This is a genomic window from Streptomyces violaceusniger Tu 4113, from assembly GCF_000147815.2.
GTDB lineage: Bacteria > Actinomycetota > Actinomycetes > Streptomycetales > Streptomycetaceae > Streptomyces > Streptomyces violaceusniger_A.
Genome location: NC_015957.1, coordinates 501,274 through 521,708 on the forward strand (window position 1 = coordinate 501,274; position 20,435 = coordinate 521,708).

Genomic DNA, 20,435 nt, shown 5'->3' on the forward strand with positions numbered 1-20,435 from the left:
GCCGGAGGAGGGGTCAAGTTGCTGGTGCAGCGGCGGTCGGTGTTCTTCTGAGGCTTGCCCGGCGGGCGGTGTGATGTGGCGCGGGCACCTGGTCCGTCGGACGGAGTCCGGCGCAGCTCGGCTGAGGCTGGGGGGCCTCGGGGCCGCGCTATGCGAGGGCGGCCGGAGGAGGGGTCAAGTTGCTGGTGCAGCGGCGGGTCGGTGTTCTTCCGAGGCTTGCCCCTGCGGGCGGTGTTCTGCTGAGCCTGGTCTTCTGACCTGGGGTCCGGGGGTGGGTGGCGTGCGGTGCACATCGCCCACCCCCGGTCTGTTTCACCTTGTGTCGTCGCCGTCGATGCTCAGGCCCGGCAGGAGGTCCGGCAGCAGCGGGGGGATGGTGATGTCCGGCTGGGACGACGTCTTGCCGCCCGGGTCGCCCTTGCCCGTGGACGGGCTGGGGCTCGCGCCGCCGAGCGGCGGGTCCAGCAGGTCCCCGGCGCCGCCCACCAGGCCGCCGCTCTGGTCGTGGGCGCTTGCCGAGGACGACGGGTGCGGGTGGGAGGCGGTCTCGTCGGTGCGGCTGCCGCTCGGGGTGGCCGAGGTGGACGCCGGACGGTCGCCCGGGGCCACCCCGTCGGCGCGCTCGGGCGCGTGCCCGGTCTGGCCGGACTGGCCCTGCTGCTCCTTCTTCGTGGGCAGCAACGCCCGCAACGGACCGACCTCTTGGTCTATGGCGTCGAAGACCGAGCTCACCTCGTCGCCGACGTCCATGAGCTGGACCGGTAGCTGATCGCGCAGCCGGCTCCAGCCGCCGCGATGCGCCTGCGAGAAGGTGGAAAGCTGCTGGATCGGGCCGAGCGAGCCGTCTCGCTGGTAGACCTGGTGCAGCAGCCGGTGGCCCTCGGAGGCGTCATGGCGCATACCGGCCAGGGCCCGGCGGATCTCCCCCAGCGAGTCATGGTCCAGATCGCCGGTGCGGGTGCGCTCCATCAGGCGGCGCGCCTCGCTCATCCGCGTCGACGCCTGGTCCAGATAGATCCGGCCCCGGTCGGCGTCGCCGTCCGCCATCTCCAGCTTGAGGTCCTCCATGCCGCGCTTGAACCCGTAGAGGGTGTCGCCCGGCAGCGCGTCCGAGCTGGCGGCGGCGACGCCGCCGAAGGCACCCGCCGCGACGCCGACGGTGAGCCCCCCGGCCGCGAGCCCCTTGGACCAGCGGGAACGGGGGCGCAGTCTTGCCACCGGGGGTTTGGCGCGGTGGGCGCCGCCGGTGCGGCGGCGCTGCTCGGGCACGCGTGGCGCGCCCTCGGCGAAGGCCGCCTCCATGGCGGCGAGCAACTGCGCCCGCTGGGTGACGCGTACCTCCGGGTCCAATGTTGGTGCCGGCAGCTCGCCCAGCCCGCTCGCCAGGGCCAGCAGCCGTCTCCGCTCGGCGCTCTCCGCCGATGGGGAACCTGGCTGTTGCTGCGGCGTCTTGTCCTGGGCGGCCTGGTGGTTGCTCTCCAGGGCGTCCAGGGCCTCCAAGGCCTTGGCGAAGGCGTTCGCCCGCCGGTGTGCCGATACGTTCGCGATCACAGGCGGCACCTCCTCTCCTCGTGACGGTCGACTCCCCAGGACACCCGAGGGTTCCGTGCCATGCGCGCGTCCACCTGATCGAGTGAGTGAACTACGGGCAGGGTACGACCACGAGGCGCCTGCATCTCCCACAACGAGCGGCGCAGCACCCGGGTTACGCCCTGCCCAAAGGCGGACGGTCCGTGGCCGGACGGCTACGGGTGGTCAGCGGGCGTCCTCCGGAAGAAGCCGGGCCAGGGTGCGCACGGCCCGGTACTGAAGGGTTTTGATCGCGCCCTCGTTCTTCCCCATGACCCGGGCGGTCTCGGCGACCGAGAGGCCCTGGAGGAAGCGGAGCGTCACGCACTCCTGCTGCTGCGGGTTGAGTTTTCGCACCGCCTGCAGGAGAGCGGCGTTGGACAGCGATTCGAGGACGGAGTCCTCGGGGCTGCGCTCGACCTCGTTGGCGTCGAGCATCTCGCCGGTGGTGACCTCCAGCCGGAAGCGGCTGGACTTGAAGTGGTCGGCGACGAGATTGCGCGCGATGGTCACCAGCCAGGCGCCGAAGTCGCGGCCCTGCCAGGTGAAGGTGCCGATGCGGCGCAGGGCGCGCAGGAACGTCTCGCTGGTGAGGTCCTCGGCCGTGGCCTTGCCGCCCACGCGGTAATAGATATAGCGGTAGACCGTGTCGGCGTACTGGTCGTAGAGCCTGCCGAACGCCTCGGCCTCTCCGGACTGGGCGCGCTCGACGAGGTCCATCATGCGACGGCTGTCGCTGTCGGCGCCGGGGCGCCGGGCGGTGGGGGTGGAGCCGCGGGAGCGTCTGCTGACCGCGGCGCCGCCGTCCGCCAGTGCGTAGCACGAACCGGCCTGGCCGGGGCGATTGACCGTGCCGACGGCTGGGCTGGCGGGCAGGGGGGCGGCGAGGCCGGGGACGGCATACGCGGTGGGGACGAAGCCGCGCAGACAGTCAAGGACCGTTGCGCGCAGCGTAGCCAGGCCCGAGGCGTCAACCCCGACGTGTGGGTACACGAGACTCCCAGAGGCAGAGCTTCCATCACGAGCAGTACGGGACCGTCACCCGCCGTAGGGACGTGTGGGTACCGGTTTGCGTCTAAGGAGAATAACGCTTCGTACAGGCAGCACTACACCCAGTTGTTCAAATCATCGTTTCCGTTCGCTCTCTTATGGATTGATGACCTATCAAGTATCGAACACGTACCGCTAATTGATCGAAATCGTTCGTGGCTTGTGCGATTGCGTGGCGTGTTGTGACAAAGCGGCGGTAAGGGGACTGGCGGGAGCGCTGTGGGGTAAGACGCGCGGAATGACCGAAACAGGGCGGGCGCGTTCGGTTGGTGACGCTGCGTATCGATGGGCGCATTGTCACGGAGCGCGATCGATGGTCAGCCTTGACCGTCCTCGGTCACGGTCGTGCGCGAGCGGTCAACGCGACCCGAGGGAAGAGCGCTGAAAAGGGCTCAGCGGGAGGTCAGAGGGGTGGAGTGAGTCCTCGGCCGCCTGCGGTCAGCGGCGTCGGCGGTGCAGGGCCACGGCGGCCGCCGTGCCGCCCGCCACCGCGCCCACCCCGGCCGCCGCCGGAATGCCGATCTTGGCCGCCTTGCGGCCGGTGCGGTAGTCGCGCAGCCGCCAACTGTTCTCACGGGCGTGCTTGCGCAGCCGGGTGTCCGGGTTCACCGCGTACGGATGGCCCACGATCGACAGCATCGGGATGTCGTTCGCGGAGTCGCTGTAGGCCGCGCAGCGGGAGAGGTCCAGCCCCTCGGCCGTCGCCAGCGCCCGTACGGCCTCGGCCTTCGCCGGGCCGTGCAGCGGCTCACCGACCAGCCGGCCGGTGTAGACGCCGCCCACCGACTCGGCCACCGTGCCCAGCGCCCCGGTCAGGCCGAGCCGCCGGGCGATGATCGTCGCGGTCTCGACCGGCGCGGCGGTCACCAGCCAGACCCGCTGCCCCGCGTCCAGATGGGCCTGGGCGAGGGCGCGGGTGCCGGGCCAGATGCGGTCGGCCATGTACTCGTCGTAGATCTCCTCGCCGATGGACATCAGCTCGGAGACCCGGTGGCCCTTGACGATGGACAGGGCGCTGCTGCGCACGTCCTCCATATGTGCCGGGTCCTCGACGCCGACCACCCGGAACCAGGTCTGCTGCCACGCGAAGCGGGCGAGTTCGCGCTTGCGGAAGAAGTGCCGCTTGTAGAGGCCGCGGCCGAAGTGGAAGATCGCGGCGCCCTGCATGACCGTGTTGTCCAGGTCGAAGAAGGCGGCGGCCCGCTCGTCGCCGACGACGGGGAATTCCGGTTCGGCGGGGGGCTGCGGTGCGGGGGTCTCGGCCGACGACTTGCGCGCTGCCTCGGCCGATGCCTCTCCGGCGAGGACACTCCGCTCGGTGGCGGGTCGTCGACGTCGGGTGAACCATCCCAGTGCGGCCATGGAGCGAGCATAGCCAGCGCTCCGGCGCATCCCGTTACGCCCGGGTGTCGGGCCGATTCAGGTTACGCGAAAGGGAGGCCGCGCAGGGGCCGAAATCAGCCGCCTCGCGGGCGCGGGATCGGGCCGCCTCGCGGGGGCGGGATCAGCCGCCGAGCGCGGTGCGCAGCCGCTTGGGGTTCACCCGCCAGAAGTCGTGCTGTTCGCCGTCGATGAGCACCACCGGGATCTGCTCCCAGTAGGCGCGGTACAGCTCCTCGTCCTGGGTGATGTCCTTCTTCTCCCAGGGGGTGCCCAGCTCGCCGCAGACCTCTTCGATCACGGCCTCGGCGTCCTCGCACAGGTGGCAGTCGGGCTTGCCGATCAGCGTGACCGTGCGCTCGGCGGGCTTCTTCCGCGGGGTGCGGCGCAGCAACGGACTCATGCCCTTCATTCTGCCTGGCCTTTTTCGAGGCTCGGTTCGCCTCCGGGGCGCTCCAGTCTCCCCCGGCTACCGCTGGGAGGTGCCCCCTGTCGGCGGTCGACCGTGCTCGGTCGCTCACGCGGCGGAGCCGCATATCGATCGCAGCCCTCGCTCCCTGCGCGCGCTCTCCCTTTCGACAGCGACGCGCCCCTTCGGCTCGCCCCCGGCTACCGCTGGGAGGTGCCCCCGGCCGGAAGACCCCAGTGCCCTGACCCGCGACGGTGCCCCTTCCACGAGTTCGGAAGTGGGCTCTCGGTCGATTACGATCGAGGGCGTTTTGTTGCTGTCCGGGGGTAAAAGGTGAGGAGTGAGGGCCTGTGCTCCGGTCGGCGGCCCAGCGGTACGAGCGTGCCTGCCGGGAACGGTGTGACGCAGGTGGTGGTTCCGCGGCTGGCGCGAAAAGGCGCGTGACACCGGTCACTTTGCTCGGACAAAGCGGACACCATCTTTGTGCACGCGTTCACAAAGACATAGCCTGCTGTCGATGGGGCGGTCATGAAACACCCGGCCGCCCACAGCCTCGCTCTACCCGCAGGAGCACCGTGGCAACTGGCCGAACTCACCGACCGGCGACCCGCAGCCGAGGGATCCCCGAGGCCACCGTCGCCCGGCTACCGCTGTATCTGCGTGCGCTGACCGCTCTCTCGGAGCGCTCGGTGCCCACAGTGTCCTCGGAGGAGCTGGCCACCGCGGCCGGCGTCAATTCGGCCAAGCTGCGCAAGGACTTCTCCTATCTCGGTTCGTACGGCACCCGCGGTGTCGGCTACGACGTGGAGTACCTCGTCTACCAGATCTCGCGGGAGCTCGGGCTCACCCAGGACTGGCCGGTTGTGATCGTCGGTATCGGTAATCTCGGCGCCGCGCTCGCCAACTACGGCGGCTTCGCCTCCCGTGGCTTCCGGGTCGCCGCGCTGATCGACGCCGACCCCACCATGGCCGGGAAGCCGGTCGCGGGCATCCCGGTGCAGCACACCGACGAGCTCGAGAAGATCATCACGGACAACGGCGTCTCGATCGGCGTCATCGCCACCCCGGCGGGCGCGGCCCAGCAGGTCTGCGACCGGCTCGTCGCCGCCGGGATCACCTCGATCCTCAACTTCGCGCCCACCGTGCTGACCGTTCCGGACGGGGTGGATGTGCGCAAAGTCGATCTCTCCATCGAGCTGCAGATCCTCGCCTTCCACGAGCAGCGCAAGGCGGGCGAGGAGGTCGCCGCGCCCGAGGAGGCCGCGGGAGCCGTTCCACCACCGCCCGTGGCGCATCGCGCGCCCTCCGGTGGCCCCGGCGCCGACAGCGGTCGGCAAGGACCTGACGGGGACGTGCCCGCCGTGATGCCGGCATGAGTCTCCTCGTCGTCGGACTGAGCCACCGCAGCGCGCCCGTGAGCGTGCTGGAGCGGGCCGCCCTGGTGGGGGACGAGCAGGCGAAGCTGGTGCAGGACACCCTCGCCGCCGAGCCCGCCACCGAGGCCGCGGTGCTGGCCACCTGCAACCGCATCGAGCTCTACGCCGACGTGGACAAGTTCCACGCCGGGGTCGCCGAGCTGTCCACGCTGCTCGCCCAGCACACCGGCGTCGGACTGGACGAGCTCACCCCGTATCTCTACGTCCACTACGAGGACCGGGCCGTCCACCACCTCTTCTCGGTGGCCTGCGGGCTGGACTCGATGGTCGTCGGCGAGGGCCAGATCCTCGGCCAGATCAAGGACGCGCTCGCGCTGGGGCAGGAGCTGCATACCGCCGGGCGGCTGCTGAACGATCTCTTCCAGCAGGCGTTGCGGGTCGGCAAGCGGGCCCACAGCGAGACCGGTATCGACCGGGCGGGCCAGTCGCTGGTCACCTTCGGCCTGGAGCAGCTCGCCCAGGGCGCGTCGGTGGCGGAGTGGGCCCGGGGCAAGCGGGCCCTGGTGATCGGCGCGGGTTCGATGTCCTCGCTGGCCGCGGCGACGCTCGCACGCGCCGGTGTGGCAGAACTGGTGATCGCCAACAGGACGTTGGAGCGGGCGCTGCGCCTCGCCGAGTCCCTGGTCCAGCAGCATGCGGCCACTCCGGCCGCGATCCCCGCCGAGGGTGAGGAAACGTTGCGCGAGCCGCTGGTGGCCCGTGCAGTGCCGCGGGACCGGGTCACCGCCGAGCTGCCGCACGCCGACATCGTCGTCTCCTGTACGGGCGCGACCGGCCTGGTGCTGACCGCCGCGGAGCTGCGCACCGCGCTCGCCCAGCGCGCGGCCTGCCCGCCCGGGGCCCACCGCACGGGGACGGACGTCTCGCTGCTCGATCTGGCCATGCCGCGCGACATAGACGCGGCGGCGCACCGGATCGAGGGGCTGCACCTGGTCGATATCGAGTCCCTCGCCGAGGCGGCCACCGAGCCGTCCGGGGCGCCGGGCTCGTCCGCCGGGGCGATGGCCGCCGACGTGGACAAGGTGCGGACCATCGTCTCCGCCGAGGTGGCCGCCTTCGGGGCGGCCCAGCGCGCCGCGCACATCACGCCGACGGTGGTCGCGCTGCGTACCATGGCGGCGGACGTCGTCGCCAGTGAGATCGCCCGGCTCGACGGGCGCCTTCCGGATCTGGACGACAAGCAGCGGTCCGAGATCACGCAGACCGTGCGCAGGGTCGTCGACAAGCTGCTGCACGCGCCCACCGTGCGGGTCAAGCAGCTCGCGGGCACTCCGGGTGGCGCCGGTTACGCCGATGCGCTGCGCGAGCTCTTCGACCTCGATCCGCAGGCGGTCGCCGCCGTCAGCCGCGCCGACGGCTCGGCCCGCGCGGCCGAACAGAACGACCCGAAGGGAGGCCGGCCATGAACGCCACCCCCTCACCCGCCGCCTTCGGCGGCGCTCCGCCGCTGCGGCTGGGCACTCGCCGCAGCGCGCTCGCCATGGCCCAGTCCGGCCTGGTCGCGGACCTGGTGCGCGAGGTCACCGGGCGTCCCGTGGAACTGGTCGAGATCACCACGTACGGCGACACCTCGCGGGAGCACCTCGCGCAGATCGGTGGCACCGGCGTCTTCGTCTCGGCGCTGCGCGAGGCGCTGCTGAGCGGTGAGATCGACCTGGCCGTGCACTCGCTGAAGGACCTTCCCACCGCGGAGCCCGACGGGCTGCGGCTGGCCGCGATACCGCGCCGCGAGGACCCGCGCGACGCGCTGATCGCCCGGGACGGGCTCACCTTCGCCCAGCTTCCCCCGGGGTCCCGGATAGGCACCGGATCCCCGCGCCGCGCGGCCCAGCTCAACGCGTGGGCCCGCGCCTTCGGCCTCGACATCGAGACCGTGCCGATACGCGGCAATGTCGACACCCGCATCGGCTACGTCCGGTCGGGACGGCTGGACGCCGTGGTGCTCGCCGCCGCCGGCCTGATCCGTCTGGGGCGGATCGGCGAGGCGACCGAGCTGCTCGATGTCGGCCATGTTTTGCCCGCCCCCGGCCAGGGGGCACTGGCAGTGGAGTGTGCCGCGTCCAGCGTGGCGCTCACTGCCCGGCTCGCCGAGATCGACGACCCGTACACGCGGGTCGCCGTGACCGCCGAGCGATCCCTGCTCGCCGCCCTGGAGGCCGGCTGCAGCGCACCTGTGGGGGCGCTGGCCGACCTGTTGGCCGACGGTCAGGCTGTCACCGAAATGCGCCTGCGCGGCGTCGTCGGCACCACCGACGGCACGACGCTGGTGCAGCTGTCCACCACCGGTCCCGTACCCGCGTCGCCCAGTGAGGCCGGGGACCTCGGTCGCGAACTCGCAGCCGAGATGCTCGCCAAGGGTGCGGCCGGTCTTATGGGGGAGCGAGCACTTTGAACCCCACCGTCCCGAATCACCCCGGCTGCGGACACGTCACCTTCCTCGGTGCGGGCCCCGGAGATCCGGGCCTGCTGACCTTGCGCGCCGTGGAGGCTCTGGCCACCGCGGACGTACTGATCGCCGACCCGCAAGTGCTCGACGTGGTGCGGGGGCACGTCAGGCCGGGCGTGGCCGCGGACGCTCAGGGCGCGCCGCGGCAAGCGGAGGCTGATGGGTCGTCAGCCACCGTCCCGGTACTCCGGGGCACCGCCAATCTTGTCATGACGGCCGCGCGCGGCGGCAAGCGGGTCGTCCGCGCGGTCGCGGGCGACCCCGGCCTCGACGGATACGCCGCCGACGAGATGCTCGCCTGCGCCGCCGAGGGCATCCTCTTCGAGGTGGTGCCGGGTGTGGCCGCCGCGGTGGGTGTGCCCGCCTACGCGGGGGTGCCGCTGCGGGACGCCCACAGCGCGGATGTGCGTTTCGTGGACGCCCTGGCCGCCGATGAGCGCTGCTGGAGCGAGGTCGGCTCGTCCGACGCGACCGCCGTGGTCTCCGCGACCCTGGAGACGGTGGCCGCCGCCGCGGGTGAGCTGGTGGCCGCGGGCCGCAAGCCGGACACCCCGCTCACCGTCACCGTCGGTGGCACCACCACGCGTCAGCGGACCTGGGCCGCGACGCTGGGGACCATCGCCCAGGTGCTGAAGGCGGCCAAGGTGCTGCCGTCGCCGCAGGGCGCACAGCCGGTGATAGCCGTGGTCGGCGAGCAGAGCGCGGCCGGCCGGCGTGATCAGCTCTCCTGGTTCGAGTCCAAGCCGCTGTTCGGCTGGAAGGTCCTGGTGCCGCGCACCAAGGAGCAGGCCGCCTCGCTCTCGGACCAGTTGCGCAGCTACGGCGCGGTGCCCAGCGAGGTGCCGACGATCGCCGTGGAGCCGCCGCGCACCCCGCAGCAGATGGAGCGCGCGGTCAAGGGCCTGGTCACCGGGCGCTATGAGTGGATCGCCTTCACCTCGGTCAACGCGGTCAAGGCGGTGCGGGAGAAGTTCGAGGAGTACGGGCTCGACGCCCGCGCGTTCGCCGGGATCAAGGTCGCGGCGGTGGGCGAGCAGACCGCCAGGTCGCTGATCGACTTCGGAGTGAAGCCTGATCTGGTGCCCAGCGGTGAGCAGTCCGCGGCCGGGCTGCTGGAGGACTGGCCGCCCTACGACCCGGTCTTCGACCCGATCGACCGGGTCTTCCTGCCGCGGGCCGACATCGCCACCGAGACCCTGGTCGCCGGGCTGATCGAGCTGGGCTGGGAGGTCGACGACGTGACCGCGTACCGCACCGTGCGCGCCTCGCCGCCGCCGGCCGAGACCCGTGAGGCCATCAAGGGCGGCGGGTTCGACGCGGTGCTCTTCACCTCGTCGTCCACCGTGCGGAACCTCGTCGGCATCGCGGGCAAGCCGCACAATGTCACTGTCATCGCCTGTATCGGCCCGGCCACCGCGAAGACCGCGGAGGAGCACGGGCTGCGGGTGGACGTGCTGTCGCCCGAGCCCTCGGTGCTCAAGCTCGCCGAGGCGCTCGCGGACTTCGGGGCGGCGCGGCGGCAGGCCGCGATCGAAGCCGGGGAGCCGGTCACCCGCCCGAGCGAGCGACGGCCGGGATCACGGAGGAGGGCACGCTCTTGAGCACCACGTACGGCAGCTTCCCCGGTGCGCGACCGCGCCGGCTGCGGGTGAATCCGGCCATGCGCCGCATGGTCGCGGAGACCCGGCTGCATCCGGCCGAGCTGATCCTGCCCGCGTTCGTCCGCGAGGACGTGACCGAGCCGGTGCCGCTGCAGACGATGCCGGGCGTTCTGCAGCACACCCGGGACTCCCTGCGGAAGGCGGCGGCCGACGCGGTCGCCGCGGGCCTCGGCGGGATCATGCTCTTCGGGGTGCCGGAGGAGTCCAAGAAGGACGCCGTCGGCACGCCCGGCACCGACCCGGACGGGATCCTCCAGGTGGCCATCCGCGATGTGCGCGCCGAGGTCGGCGACGACCTGGTGATCATGTCCGATCTCTGCCTGGACGAGCACACCGACCACGGCCACTGCGGGGTCCTGGACGCCGAGGGCCGGATCGACAACGACGCCACGCTGGAGCGGTACGCGGAGATGGCCCGCGCCCAGGCCGACGCGGGCGTCCACACAGTGGGCCCCAGCGGCATGATGGACGGGCAGGTCGGGGTGATCCGCGAGGCGCTGGACGGCGCCGGGCACCAGGACATCTCGATCCTCGCCTACACCGCGAAGTACGCCTCCGCCTTCTACGGTCCGTTCCGCGAGGCGGTGGGCTCCTCGCTGAAGGGCGACCGCAAGACGTATCAGCAGGACCCGGCCAACGCCCGGGAGGCGATGCGCGAGCTGGAGCTGGACCTGGCCGAGGGCGCGGACATGGTCATGGTGAAGCCGGCCCTGCCCTACCTGGACATCCTGCGGCAGATCGCCGACGCCGTGGACGTGCCGGTGGCCGCCTACCAGATCTCCGGTGAGTACGCGATGGTCGAGGCGGCGGCGGCCAACGGCTGGATCGACCGCGACCGCGCGATCATGGAGACGCTGACCTCGGTACGGCGCGCGGGCGCGGGGATGATCCTCACGTACTGGGCGACCGAGGTCGCCCAGCGGCTGAACCGCGGGGAGTGAGCCTCCACCGCGGGGAATGACCACGAGGCCGGGGGCGCGGAGCCGCCGGCCTTCGCGCCCCCGGCTCGCCCTCTTCGGGTCGCTCATACGGCGGTCACCGTCCCCTGACCACGAAGTCGGCGGCCGCCCGCCCGGGGGCGACCAGCCGGGCGTTGGCCTCGTCGGAGGTGAGGACGAAGCGCTCGGCCACCTCGCGCGGCTTGCCGAACCGCTCATGGCGGTCGATCAGCCGGCGCACCCGCTCCTCGGTGTCCAGGTCGACCCACCAGGTCTCGTCCAGCAGCTCGCGGACCGGGAGCCAGGGCGCCTCGGCCAGCAGCAGATAATTCCCCTCGGTGATCACCAGCGGGGTCTCCGGCACCACCGGGATGGTGCCCGCGACGGGCTGTTCCAGCTCGCGGTCGAATCCCGGCGCGTAGACGACCTCCTCGGCGCGCGGCGCCCGCAGCCGCCGCAGCAGCGCGGTGTAGCCGTACGGGTCGAAGGTCTCCGGCGCGCCCTTGCGGCCGATCAGGCCGAGCCGGCGCAGCTCGGCGTCGGCGAGGTGGAAGCCGTCCATCGGCACCAGGACGGCCCGGTCGGCGCCGAGGGCGTCGACCAGGTACTGGGCGAGGGTGGTTTTGCCGGCCCCGGGCGGTCCGGCGATTCCGAGCAGGCGGCGACCGCCCGCGTCGGCCAGGCGCTGGGCGCGGTCGAGGAGTTGCTGGGAAGTCATGGCGGGCGCTTTCGGTGGCTTTCGGGAATGGGCACGATCCACTATCCGGCCTGCGGCCCGCCCCCGCGGTCGGCGGTGCGGGGGAGGGCAGGCGGGCAGCCGGGCGAATTTCCAGAAATCTCGGCAGAGGGGCACATCCCCTGACCCCTTTCACGCGTCACATGAGAGAGCGGCCCTGCGATGTGGCCGCACACTTGGGTATTTGGAGATATTCACGTTGAAAACCGGCATGAAGGGTCTACGTCGCGTATCCGCGGTCGCGATCACCGCTGGAGCCGTGCTGACGGCGGGGGCGTTCACCGCCTCCGCGCAGGCCGCGACGACCGCTACTCCCACGATCGCCGCCAAGGGCGGGTTCGTGATGAACAACGGCACGGGAAAGAGCCTGTTCACCAAGGCCGCGGACACCCGTCGGTCCACCGGCTCCACCACCAAGATCATGACTGCCCGGGTGGTGCTCGCACAGCCGAATCTCAACCTGGACGCCAAGGTCACGGTCCAGAAGGCGTACAGCGACTACATCGTCGACAACAACTGGGCCTCCTCGGCCAAGCTGATCGTCGGCGACAAGGTCACCGTCCGCCAGTTGCTGTACGGGCTGATGCTCCCGTCCGGCTGTGACGCGGCGTACGCGCTGGCGGACAAGTTCGGCACCGGTTCCACCCGGGCCGCGCGGGTGAAGTCGTTCATCGGCAAGATGAACACCACGGCCAAGTCCCTCGGGCTGACGAACACCCACTTCGACTCGTTCGACGGCATCGGGCGCGGCGCCAACTACTCGACGCCGCGCGATCTGACGAAGCTGGCCAGCAGCGCGATGAAGTACTCCACGTTCCGTACGGTCGTGAAGACGAAGTCGACCAAGCAGAAGGTGACCACGAAGAGCGGCGGTTACCGCTACATGTCGTGGACCAACACCAACAATCTGCTGGGTAGCTATTCGGGCACCATCGGCGTCAAGACCGGCTCGGGTCCGGAGGCCAAGTACTGCCTGGTCTTCGCCGCCACCCGGAACGGGAAGACGGTCATCGGGACCGTCCTCGCCTCCTCCTCGGTGGACGCCCGCACGGCGGACGCGAAGAAGATCATGGACTACGGCTTCAAGCAGTAGGGCGGGTCCGAGGTGGACAAGGGCCTGCCCCACGACCGTCCGGCCGTGGGGCAGGCCCTTCGTCATCGCCCTCAGCGCACCGCGTTCCAGGAGTGCGCCACGTCCACCACGACCCGCCCGTCCGTCTGGAAGACGCGGAACGGCAGCCGTGCGCGCACGCCGAGGCCGACCTGGGTCTCGCCCTCGAAGCTGGCGCCGAAGCGGGTGTCCCGGAAGGTCTGGTAGCCGGTGACGTCCACCCCCGGCAGCGGCTTGCGCGCCCGCCCGGGATACGACTCCCCGCCGGTCCCCGGGTCGTAGCTCGGCGCGGCCACATGGATGTCCAGAATCGCCCCGCCGCCGACCGGGATCTCCTCGCCCGAACCGTCCTGGTACAGGGTGTCCACGTACGCCACGCGGTAGCCGACGCGATCGGCGGCCGTGGCGCCCTTCACGTCGAACACCATGCGGTCGTAGCAGGCGTGCCGGCCGGTCCTGATGCTGCCCAGCGGTGTGTGGCCCGCCGGCTGGGCCGTCTTCTCGCCGCTCCCCCAGCCGGTCTCACAGGCCGCCGCCTTGGCCGCCGACTTGGCCGCGGCCGGAGTGACGGCCCCCGCCGCCCCCGCCGTCGCCGCCAGCGCGCCGCCCGCGAGCACCATCGCCGCGAGTGCGGTCCCCCACCGTCGCATGGTCAAGCCCCCAATGTTCTGTTGATGACAGGTGATGCACGGGGTTGGACGGGCCGGGGCGGCGAGAGGTTGTCCCGGTCCGGGAAATGTGTCGCGAATGCTACGTGCGCGGCGGTACGCCTGACGCTCCGTCGGGGGTTATCCCCCGGACGGGTCGGCCGGTTGCCCGGATGGGAGACAGATGCCGGTTCGACAAGGCTTGTGCACATGAGACCGACGACCGGCAGAACCGCCGCGCTGGCCCTCGCCACCGCCGCCACCGCATCCCTCCTCGGCAGCGCGTCCGCGGACGCGACCCCGGGACCGCTGGCCGATCCGACCACCACCGCGCTCAGTTGGGGGGCCTGCGCGGGCACCGGGCTCGACCCCCGGCAGGAATGCGCCACGCTGAAGGTGCCGCTGGACCACCGCGACCCCGGCGGCAAGCGGATCTCCCTCGCCGTGTCCCGCATCCCCAGCGAGCGGCCGCAGGCCCGCCGGGGCACCCTGCTGCTGATCCCGGGAGGCCCCGGATCGACGGGGCTGGAGCGGCCCACCACGCTCGGCAAGCGGCTGCCGCGGTCGGTGCGGGACGCCTATGACATCGTCAGCTTCGACCCGCGCGGGATGGGGAAGTCCACGCACACCGGCTGCGGTCTGGACACCGCCGATCTGTCGCTGCTCGCCTCCCGCCCCTGGCCCGCCCCCGGCGGGGACATCACCCAGAACGTCACCACCGGCCGCCGCATCGCCGACACCTGCGCCCGCAACGGCGGTGAGCTGCTGCGCACCATCAGCACCGTCAACGAGGCCCGGGACATCGACAGCATCCGGCGGGCGCTCGGCGAGCGGAAGCTGTCCGCATGGGGCGTCTCCTACGGGACGTACGTGGGCTCCGTCTACGCGCAGCTCTTCCCCGAGCACACCGACCGCTGGGTGCTGGACAGCAATGACGACCCGGACCCGGAGCGGGTGGAGCGCCGCTGGCTGGCCAACTACGCCGTCGGCGTCGAGGACACCTTCCCCGACTTCGCCGCCTGGGCCTCCGCCCCGAACAGCCCCGTCCGGCTCGCCGAGACCCCCGACGGAGTGCGCCGGCGGGTGCTGGACCTCGCCGCGCGGCTGGACGCGAAGCCGCTGCCGTGGCCCGGCGCCAACCCGCCCGAGCTGAACGGCAACGCACTGCGCCAGAGCATGCTGAACGCCCTGTACTCCCGGGACGACTTCGAGGACCTGGCCAAGCTGATCGTGGACGCGGACGCCGGTAAGGCGCCCGGCGCTGCACCGGCCGACCCGCCCCAGGACGCCGCGGCCGTGTCCCTGGCCACCATCTGCAACGACGTGGAGTGGCCCACGTCCCTGCCGGACTACGCGCGGGATGTGGCCGCCGGCCGTAAGAGCCACCCGCTCACCGCGGGCATGCCGGTGAACGTCACGCCCTGCTCGTTCTGGCATGACGCGCCGCGGGACAAGCCGGTGCGGATCACCGACCAGGGGCCGTCGAACGTCCTGCTGGTGCAGAACAAGCGCGATGTGGCCACCCCGTACAGCGGGGCGCTGAACCTGCGGCGCGCCTACGGCGACCGGGCCCGGATGGTCAGCGTGAACGCGATGGGGCATGGCGCGGCCTATGTGGTGAACAACGGCAGCGCCTGCGCGGACCGGAAGGTCACGGACTTCCTGCTGGAAGGTGAGCGGCCGGAGCACGATGTGCTCTGCCGGTGAGGAACCCGCGGCTGAGGAACGCGATACGCCGCTGACGAACGCGAGGCGCCCCGCTCCCTCTCGACGGGGCGGGGCGCTTCCGGTTCGGTCGACTCAGAGGCGCTCGGGGGTGCGGATGCCCAGCAGGGTCATGCCCTGCCGCAGCGTCCGCGCCGTGATGTCGCACAGGAAGAGGCGGTTCTCCACCTGGGACGGGCCGCCCTCGGCCTTCAGGACCGGGCACTGGTCGTAGAAGGTCGTGTACAGCGAGGCCAGTTGGTAGAGATACCCGGCCAGCTTGTGCGGCTCGAATCCGGCGGCCACCTCGCCCAGCGTCTCCCCGAACTGGTCGAGGTGCAGGCCCAGCGCCCGCTCGGCCTTGGTCAGCGGCAGCTCGGGGTGGGCCACCGTCCGCTGGCCCTCCTCGGCGCGGCGCAGGATCGACTGGATCCGGGCGTACGCGTACTGCAGATAGACCGAGGTGTCGCCGTTGAGCGAGACCATCTGGTCGAGGTCGAACTTGTAGTCACGCGACGCGGAGGTGGACAGATCCGCGTACTTCACCGCACCGACGCCGAGCTGGGCGCCGCGCTCGAGGATGTCCTCCTCCGTGAGGCCGAGCTTCTCGCTCTTCTCCCGGACCACGGCGGCGGCCCGCTCGGTGGCCTCGTCCAGCAGGTCCTCCAGCCGCACCGTCTCGCCCGCGCGGGTCTTGAACGGCTTGCCGTCCTTGCCCAGGACGGTGCCGAAGGCGAGCTGGACGGCGTGCACCTGGTCATTGAGCCAGCCGATCCGGCGGGCGGTCTCGAAGACCATCTTGAAGTGCAGCGACTGCCGGGCGTCCACCACATACAGCAGGGTGTCGGCCTTCAGATGCTGCACCCGGTCGCGGATCGCGGAGAGGTCGGTGGCCGCATAGCCGAAGCCGCCGTCGGACTTCTGGACGATCAGCGGCACCGGATTGCCCTCGGGGCCCTTGATGTCGTCGAAGAAGACGCACAGCGCACCCTCGGAGCGGACGGCGACGCCGGACTCCTCCAGCAACCGGCAGGTCTCGGCCAGCATGTCGTTGTAACCCGACTCGCCGACCACATCGGGGTCGTGGATCTCGATGTCCAGCTTGTCGAAGACCGAGTAGAAGTAGATCTTCGACTCGTCCACGAACTTCCGCCACAGGGCGATGGTCTCCTCGTCGCCCGCCTGGAGATCCACCACCCGCCGCCGGGACCGCTCCTTGAACTCCGGGTCGGAGTCGAAGAGCGCCCGCGCGGCCTTGTACAGCCGGTTCAGATTGGACATGGCCTGCTGGCCGGAGGCGGCGTCCTTGTGGTCCAGCTCATGCGGGTGCTCGATCAGATACTGGATGAGCATGCCGAACTGGGTGCCCCAGTCGCCGATGTGGTGGCGGCGGACCACCTTCTCGCCCGCGAACTCCAGGATCCGCACCACCGCGTCGCCGATCACCGCCGAGCGCAGATGGCCGACGTGCATCTCCTTGGCCACATTGGGCTGGGCGTAGTCGATCACGGTGGTGCCGGGCGCCTGCGCGAACGGCACGCCGAGGCGGTCGTCGGCGGCGCGGGCGGCGAGGGTCGCGGTGATCGCGGAGTCGGCGATGGTGATGTTGAGGAAGCCGGGGCCGGAGACCTCGATGTCGGCGATCACCGGATCGGGGTCGGCCGAGGTGGCGGCGACCGGAAGGTGCGACACGACCTTGGCGGCCAGCTCACGGGGGTTTCCCTGGAGCTTCTTGGCCAGCGCCAGCATCCCGTTGGCCTGGAAATCGGCCCGGTCGCTTCGTCGCAGCAGCGGGTCCGCGGAGCCGGCCTCCGGCAGGGCAGCCGAGAGGGCGTCCACGACGCGCTGATGGACGGTGGCGGCGAGGGAAGGGACCGATGCCATAGATGAGGTGCCATTCCGATAGTGGTGGTATGGGTCAGCCCAGTATTTCACGGCGGGTCCAACGATTTCCCCGGCCTGTGGATAACCCGGGCCCGTCCGGCAGGCCCTGTGGGCAACGCCGGAGGGGTCCGTTCCGTCTGGGACAATGGGCGGTGCCATGACCGCTAGGAAGGAAGTGCCGACCGTGGCTCAGAGCACCGAGACCGACTGGGTCTCCCGATTCGCCGACGAGGTCATTGCCGAGGCGGAGCGCCGCGCCCCGGGCAAACCTGTCGTCTGCGCCTCGGGTCTCAGCCCGTCCGGCCCGATCCACCTCGGCAATCTGCGCGAGGTCATGACCCCGCACCTGGTCGCCGACGAGATCCGGCGCCGGGGCTATGAATGCGTTCACATCCTGTCCTGGGACGACTACGACCGGTACCGCAAGGTCCCGGCCGGGATCGACCCGTCCTGGTCCGAGCACATCGGCAAGCCGCTCACCTCGGTCCCGGCCCCGCCCGGATCGCCGTATGCGAACTGGGCGGAGCACTTCAAGGTGCCGATGGCCGAGGCGCTGCGCGAGATGGGCATCGACTTCCACCCCATCAGCCAGACCGAGATGTACACCTCGGGGGCGTACCGCGAGCAGATCCTGCACGCGATGCGCCATCGCCGGGAGATCGACGCCGTCCTGGACCGGTACCGCACCAAGGAGAAGGCCGGCGCGAAGAAGCCGGGCAAGCAGCAGCAGAAGCCGGTCGACGAGGCCGAGCTGGCCGCCGCCGAGGGCTCGGGCGCGGCCGCCGAGGACGACGGCAGTGCGGGCGGCGCGGGTTACTTCCCGTACAAGCCTTACTGCTCGGTCTGCGACCGCGATCTGACCACGGTGACCTCGTACGACGAGGAGACCACCGAGCTGGCCTACACCTGCGCGTGCGGCCACGGCGAGACCGTCCTGCTCACCGAGCACAACCACGGCAAGCTGGTCTGGAAGGTCGACTGGCCGATGCGCTGGGCGTACGAGGGCGTGGTCTTCGAGCCCTCGGGCGTCGACCACTCCTCGCCGGGCTCGTCCTATGTGGTCGGCGGCCAGATCGTCCGCGAGGTCTTCGGCGGGGAGCAGCCCATCGGCCCGATGTACGCCTTCGTGGGCATCAGCGGCATGGCCAAGATGTCCTCGTCCAAGGGCGGTGTGCCCACCCCGGCCGACGCCCTGGAGATCATGGAGGCGCCGCTGCTGCGCTGGCTGTACGCCCGCCGCCGGCCCAACCAGTCCTTCAAGATCGCCTTCGACCAGGAGATCCAGCGGACCTACGACGAGTGGGACGCGCTGGAGCGCAAGATCACCGAGGGTACGGCGCAGCCCGCCGACGTGGCCGCCTATGGCCGCGCGACCCGCACCGCCATGGGTGAGCTGCCGAGCACCCCGCGCCCGCTGCCGTACCGCACGCTGGCCTCGGTGGTGGACATCACCACCGGCCATGACGAGCAGACGCTGCGCATCCTCAGCGACCTCGACCCGGGCAACCCGGTCACGTCCCTGGAGGAGACCCGGCCCCGGCTCGACAAGGCCGAGCGCTGGATCACCACCCAGGTCCCGGCCGACCAGCGCACCCGGGTCCGGGACGAGCCGGACACCGAGCGGCTGGCCGCGCTGGGCGACACCGAGCGGGAGTCGCTGCGGTTGCTGCTCGACGGCCTGGACGACCACTGGTCGCTGGACGGTCTCACCACGCTGGTCTACGGAGTGCCCAAGATCCAGGCGGGCCTGGCGCCGGACGCCAAGCCGACGCCGGAGCTGAAGGTCGCCCAGCGGTCGTTCTTCGCGCTGCTCTACACCCTGCTGGTCGGGCGGGACACCGGCCCGAGGCTGCCCACGCTGCTGCTGGCGGTGGGGGCGGACCGGGTGCGCAAGTTGCTCGCGGCCTGACCACTCCGCTCCCGGGCGCCGGGCGGGCGGCCTTACGGCTGCCCGCCCGGCGCTTTCGGCTTTACGGGATGGCTTCCCGCTCCAGGCGGACGCGCTCCTTGAAGTCCTCGACGTACGCGGACAGCTCGCTGTTGCTGAGGTCGCTCACGCCGTACGTGTCGCGCAGCCGCTGCCCGAACTGGTACGCGGAGGGGTACCGGCTGTGGTCGGCGAGGAACTGGCGGAAGGTCGCGTAGTAGACCTCCTCGCGCGGGACGTCGTCCGGCAGTTGGTTCACCGGCTGCCCCGGCTGCCCCGGCTGCTCCTCGTACGCGTACCGCTCCGGCTCGCGCTGCTCCGGCACGTACACACCCTGATGGCTGCCCACGCCCTCACCGCCGAGCGGTCGCACCCGGCCGCCGGGCCCGACCGGCACGGTGAGCTGGGGCTGCTGCGGCTGTAGCTGCTCGGGCTGCTGCCCGAACTGCGCCGCCTGGCCCGGGACCTGCTGGTACTGCGGCTGGGGGGCCTGCTCGTAGTGCGGCTGCTGGGGCTGCTGCGGCTGCTGCTCGACCGGCGCGGGATGCCCGGCGGCCGCCGGGTCGAACGGCACGGCGTTCCGGCCGTCGTGGCCCTGCCCGGCGGGCTGCTGGTACACCGGCAGGGGCAGCGAGAGCGGCAGCTCCTGCGTCTGGGGCGGCTGGGGGTGCTGCTGCGGGCCGTCGGCGGCGCCGGTGCCGCCCGCACCCTCCAGGGCCCCGGGCGGGCCGTACGGGCCCGGCTGGGCCCCCGGGGAGACGCTCTTGGCCCCCGTCCCGTCCGCCGCGTCGGTCCGGCCCCGCGGAAGCGCCGTCGGCGACACCGCGGACGGCTCCAGACCGGCCGCCGCGAGCCCCGCGGGAGCGGTGTCCGACAGCGGCACCCCGTACCGCGCCAGCCGCAGCGGCATCAGCGACTCCACGGGCGCCTTACGGCGCCAGGAGCGCCCGTAGCGGGCGCGCAGCCGGGCCTGGTAGACCAGCCGGTCCTGCTCCAGCCTGATGACCTCGTCGTAACTGCGCAGCTCCCACAGCTTCATCCGGCGCCACAGCCGGAAGGTGGGCACCGGCGCGAGCAGCCAGCGGGTGATGCGGACCGACTCCATGTGCCGGTCGGCGGTGATGTCGGCGATCCGGCCGACCGCGTGCCGGGCGGCCTCCACGGAGACCACGAACAGGATCGGGATCACGGCGTGCATGCCGACGCCGATCGGGTCCGGCCAGGCGGCCGCGCCGTTGAAGGCGATGGTGGCCACGGTCAGCAGCCAGGCCGTCTGGCGCAGCAGCGGGAACGGGATCCGGATCCAGGTGAGCAGCAGATCCAGCGCGAGCAGGACCACGATCCCCGCGTCGATACCGATCGGAAAGACATTGGAGAACTTGCCGAAGCCCTTGTCGAGGGCGAGATCGCGCACCGCCGCATAGGAACCGGCGAAGCCGATCCCCGCGATCACCACCGCCCCGGTGACGACCACCCCGGCCAGTATTCGGTGCATCCGTGTCAGTTGCATCGCGGCCACCCGCGACCCCTCCCCGTC

Annotated in this window: 16 protein-coding genes; 8 read left to right on the plus strand and 8 right to left on the minus strand. The window is 71.5% G+C overall.

The features are described from left to right. Positions 1–312: 312 nt before the first annotated feature. The 4 genes from STRVI_RS02260 to STRVI_RS02275 form a co-directional block, all read right to left on the minus strand. Positions 313–1,551, minus strand: coding sequence for a DUF5667 domain-containing protein (locus tag STRVI_RS02260; protein ID WP_014053992.1), 1,239 nt, complete (start codon positions 1,549–1,551; stop codon positions 313–315). Positions 1,552–1,755: 204 nt separating this feature from the next. After that, positions 1,756–2,562, minus strand: coding sequence for an ECF subfamily RNA polymerase sigma factor, BldN family (locus tag STRVI_RS02265; protein WP_014053993.1), 807 nt, complete (start codon positions 2,560–2,562; stop codon positions 1,756–1,758). 495 nt (positions 2,563–3,057) lie between these two features. Further along, a complete protein-coding gene (locus tag STRVI_RS02270; RefSeq protein ID WP_014053994.1) occupies positions 3,058–3,981 on the minus strand; it encodes an HAD family hydrolase in 924 nt (307 codons plus the stop codon). A gap of 142 nt (positions 3,982–4,123) precedes the next feature. Beyond that, a complete protein-coding gene (locus STRVI_RS02275; RefSeq protein ID WP_043235285.1) occupies positions 4,124–4,402 on the minus strand; it encodes a glutaredoxin family protein in 279 nt (92 codons plus the stop codon). Between the two features lie 581 nt (positions 4,403–4,983). Between STRVI_RS02275 and STRVI_RS02280 the strand changes: the two genes are divergently transcribed. The 5 genes from STRVI_RS02280 to hemB are packed head-to-tail and all read left to right on the plus strand — an operon-like array spanning position 4,984 to position 10,892. Further along, complete coding sequence (locus tag STRVI_RS02280) at positions 4,984–5,784, plus strand: redox-sensing transcriptional repressor Rex (protein WP_014053996.1); 801 nt, start codon at positions 4,984–4,986, stop codon at positions 5,782–5,784. Then, positions 5,781–7,250, plus strand: coding sequence for a glutamyl-tRNA reductase (locus STRVI_RS02285; protein ID WP_014053997.1), 1,470 nt, complete (start codon positions 5,781–5,783; stop codon positions 7,248–7,250). The genes STRVI_RS02280 and STRVI_RS02285 overlap by 4 nt, the downstream gene beginning before the upstream one ends. Then, positions 7,247–8,236 (plus strand): hydroxymethylbilane synthase, encoded by a 990-nt coding sequence (gene hemC, locus STRVI_RS02290; protein ID WP_014053998.1) that lies wholly within the window; start codon positions 7,247–7,249, stop codon positions 8,234–8,236. Before STRVI_RS02285 ends, hemC begins: the two co-directional genes overlap by 4 nt. Then, positions 8,233–9,891: a uroporphyrinogen-III synthase gene (locus STRVI_RS02295; protein WP_014053999.1), complete on the plus strand. Its 1,659-nt coding sequence runs from the start codon at positions 8,233–8,235 to the stop codon at positions 9,889–9,891. The genes hemC and STRVI_RS02295 overlap by 4 nt, the downstream gene beginning before the upstream one ends. After that, positions 9,888–10,892, plus strand: coding sequence for a porphobilinogen synthase (gene hemB, locus STRVI_RS02300; protein ID WP_014054000.1), 1,005 nt, complete (start codon positions 9,888–9,890; stop codon positions 10,890–10,892). Before STRVI_RS02295 ends, hemB begins: the two co-directional genes overlap by 4 nt. A 94-nt stretch (positions 10,893–10,986) precedes the next feature. Here hemB and STRVI_RS02305 read toward each other — a convergent pair whose 3' ends face one another. Next, the gene (locus STRVI_RS02305) at positions 10,987–11,607 is read right to left on the minus strand and encodes a nucleoside/nucleotide kinase family protein (protein WP_014054001.1); all 621 of its coding nucleotides are present in this window, start codon (positions 11,605–11,607) and stop codon (positions 10,987–10,989) included. A gap of 229 nt (positions 11,608–11,836) precedes the next feature. Here STRVI_RS02305 and STRVI_RS02310 point away from each other — a divergent pair, with 229 nt between their 5' ends. Then, positions 11,837–12,718, plus strand: coding sequence for a D-alanyl-D-alanine carboxypeptidase family protein (locus tag STRVI_RS02310; protein WP_050993606.1), 882 nt, complete (start codon positions 11,837–11,839; stop codon positions 12,716–12,718). 71 nt (positions 12,719–12,789) lie between these two features. Here STRVI_RS02310 and STRVI_RS02315 read toward each other — a convergent pair whose 3' ends face one another. Continuing rightward, positions 12,790–13,386 (minus strand): AMIN-like domain-containing (lipo)protein, encoded by a 597-nt coding sequence (locus tag STRVI_RS02315; RefSeq protein ID WP_014054003.1) that lies wholly within the window; start codon positions 13,384–13,386, stop codon positions 12,790–12,792. Positions 13,387–13,593: 207 nt separating this feature from the next. On the opposite strand from STRVI_RS02315, the gene STRVI_RS02320 reads away from it, so the two are divergent. Further along, complete coding sequence (locus STRVI_RS02320; RefSeq protein ID WP_014054004.1) at positions 13,594–15,090, plus strand: alpha/beta hydrolase; 1,497 nt, start codon at positions 13,594–13,596, stop codon at positions 15,088–15,090. Positions 15,091–15,183: 93 nt separating this feature from the next. Here the strand turns inward: STRVI_RS02320 and argS are convergent, their stop codons facing one another. Next, positions 15,184–16,971 carry an arginine--tRNA ligase gene (gene argS / locus STRVI_RS02325; RefSeq protein WP_014054005.1) on the minus strand — a complete coding sequence of 596 codons (1,788 nt, stop codon included), beginning with the start codon at positions 16,969–16,971 and terminating at the stop codon, positions 15,184–15,186. A 157-nt stretch (positions 16,972–17,128) separates the two neighbouring features. Here argS and lysS point away from each other — a divergent pair, with 157 nt between their 5' ends. After that, on the plus strand, positions 17,129–18,880 hold the full coding sequence (lysS, locus tag STRVI_RS02330; RefSeq protein ID WP_014054006.1) for a lysine--tRNA ligase: 1,752 nt from the start codon (positions 17,129–17,131) through the stop codon (positions 18,878–18,880). A 61-nt stretch (positions 18,881–18,941) separates the two neighbouring features. Here the strand turns inward: lysS and STRVI_RS02335 are convergent, their stop codons facing one another. Then, complete coding sequence (locus tag STRVI_RS02335) at positions 18,942–20,417, minus strand: DUF2637 domain-containing protein (RefSeq protein ID WP_014054007.1); 1,476 nt, start codon at positions 20,415–20,417, stop codon at positions 18,942–18,944. Positions 20,418–20,435 lie beyond the last annotated feature (18 nt).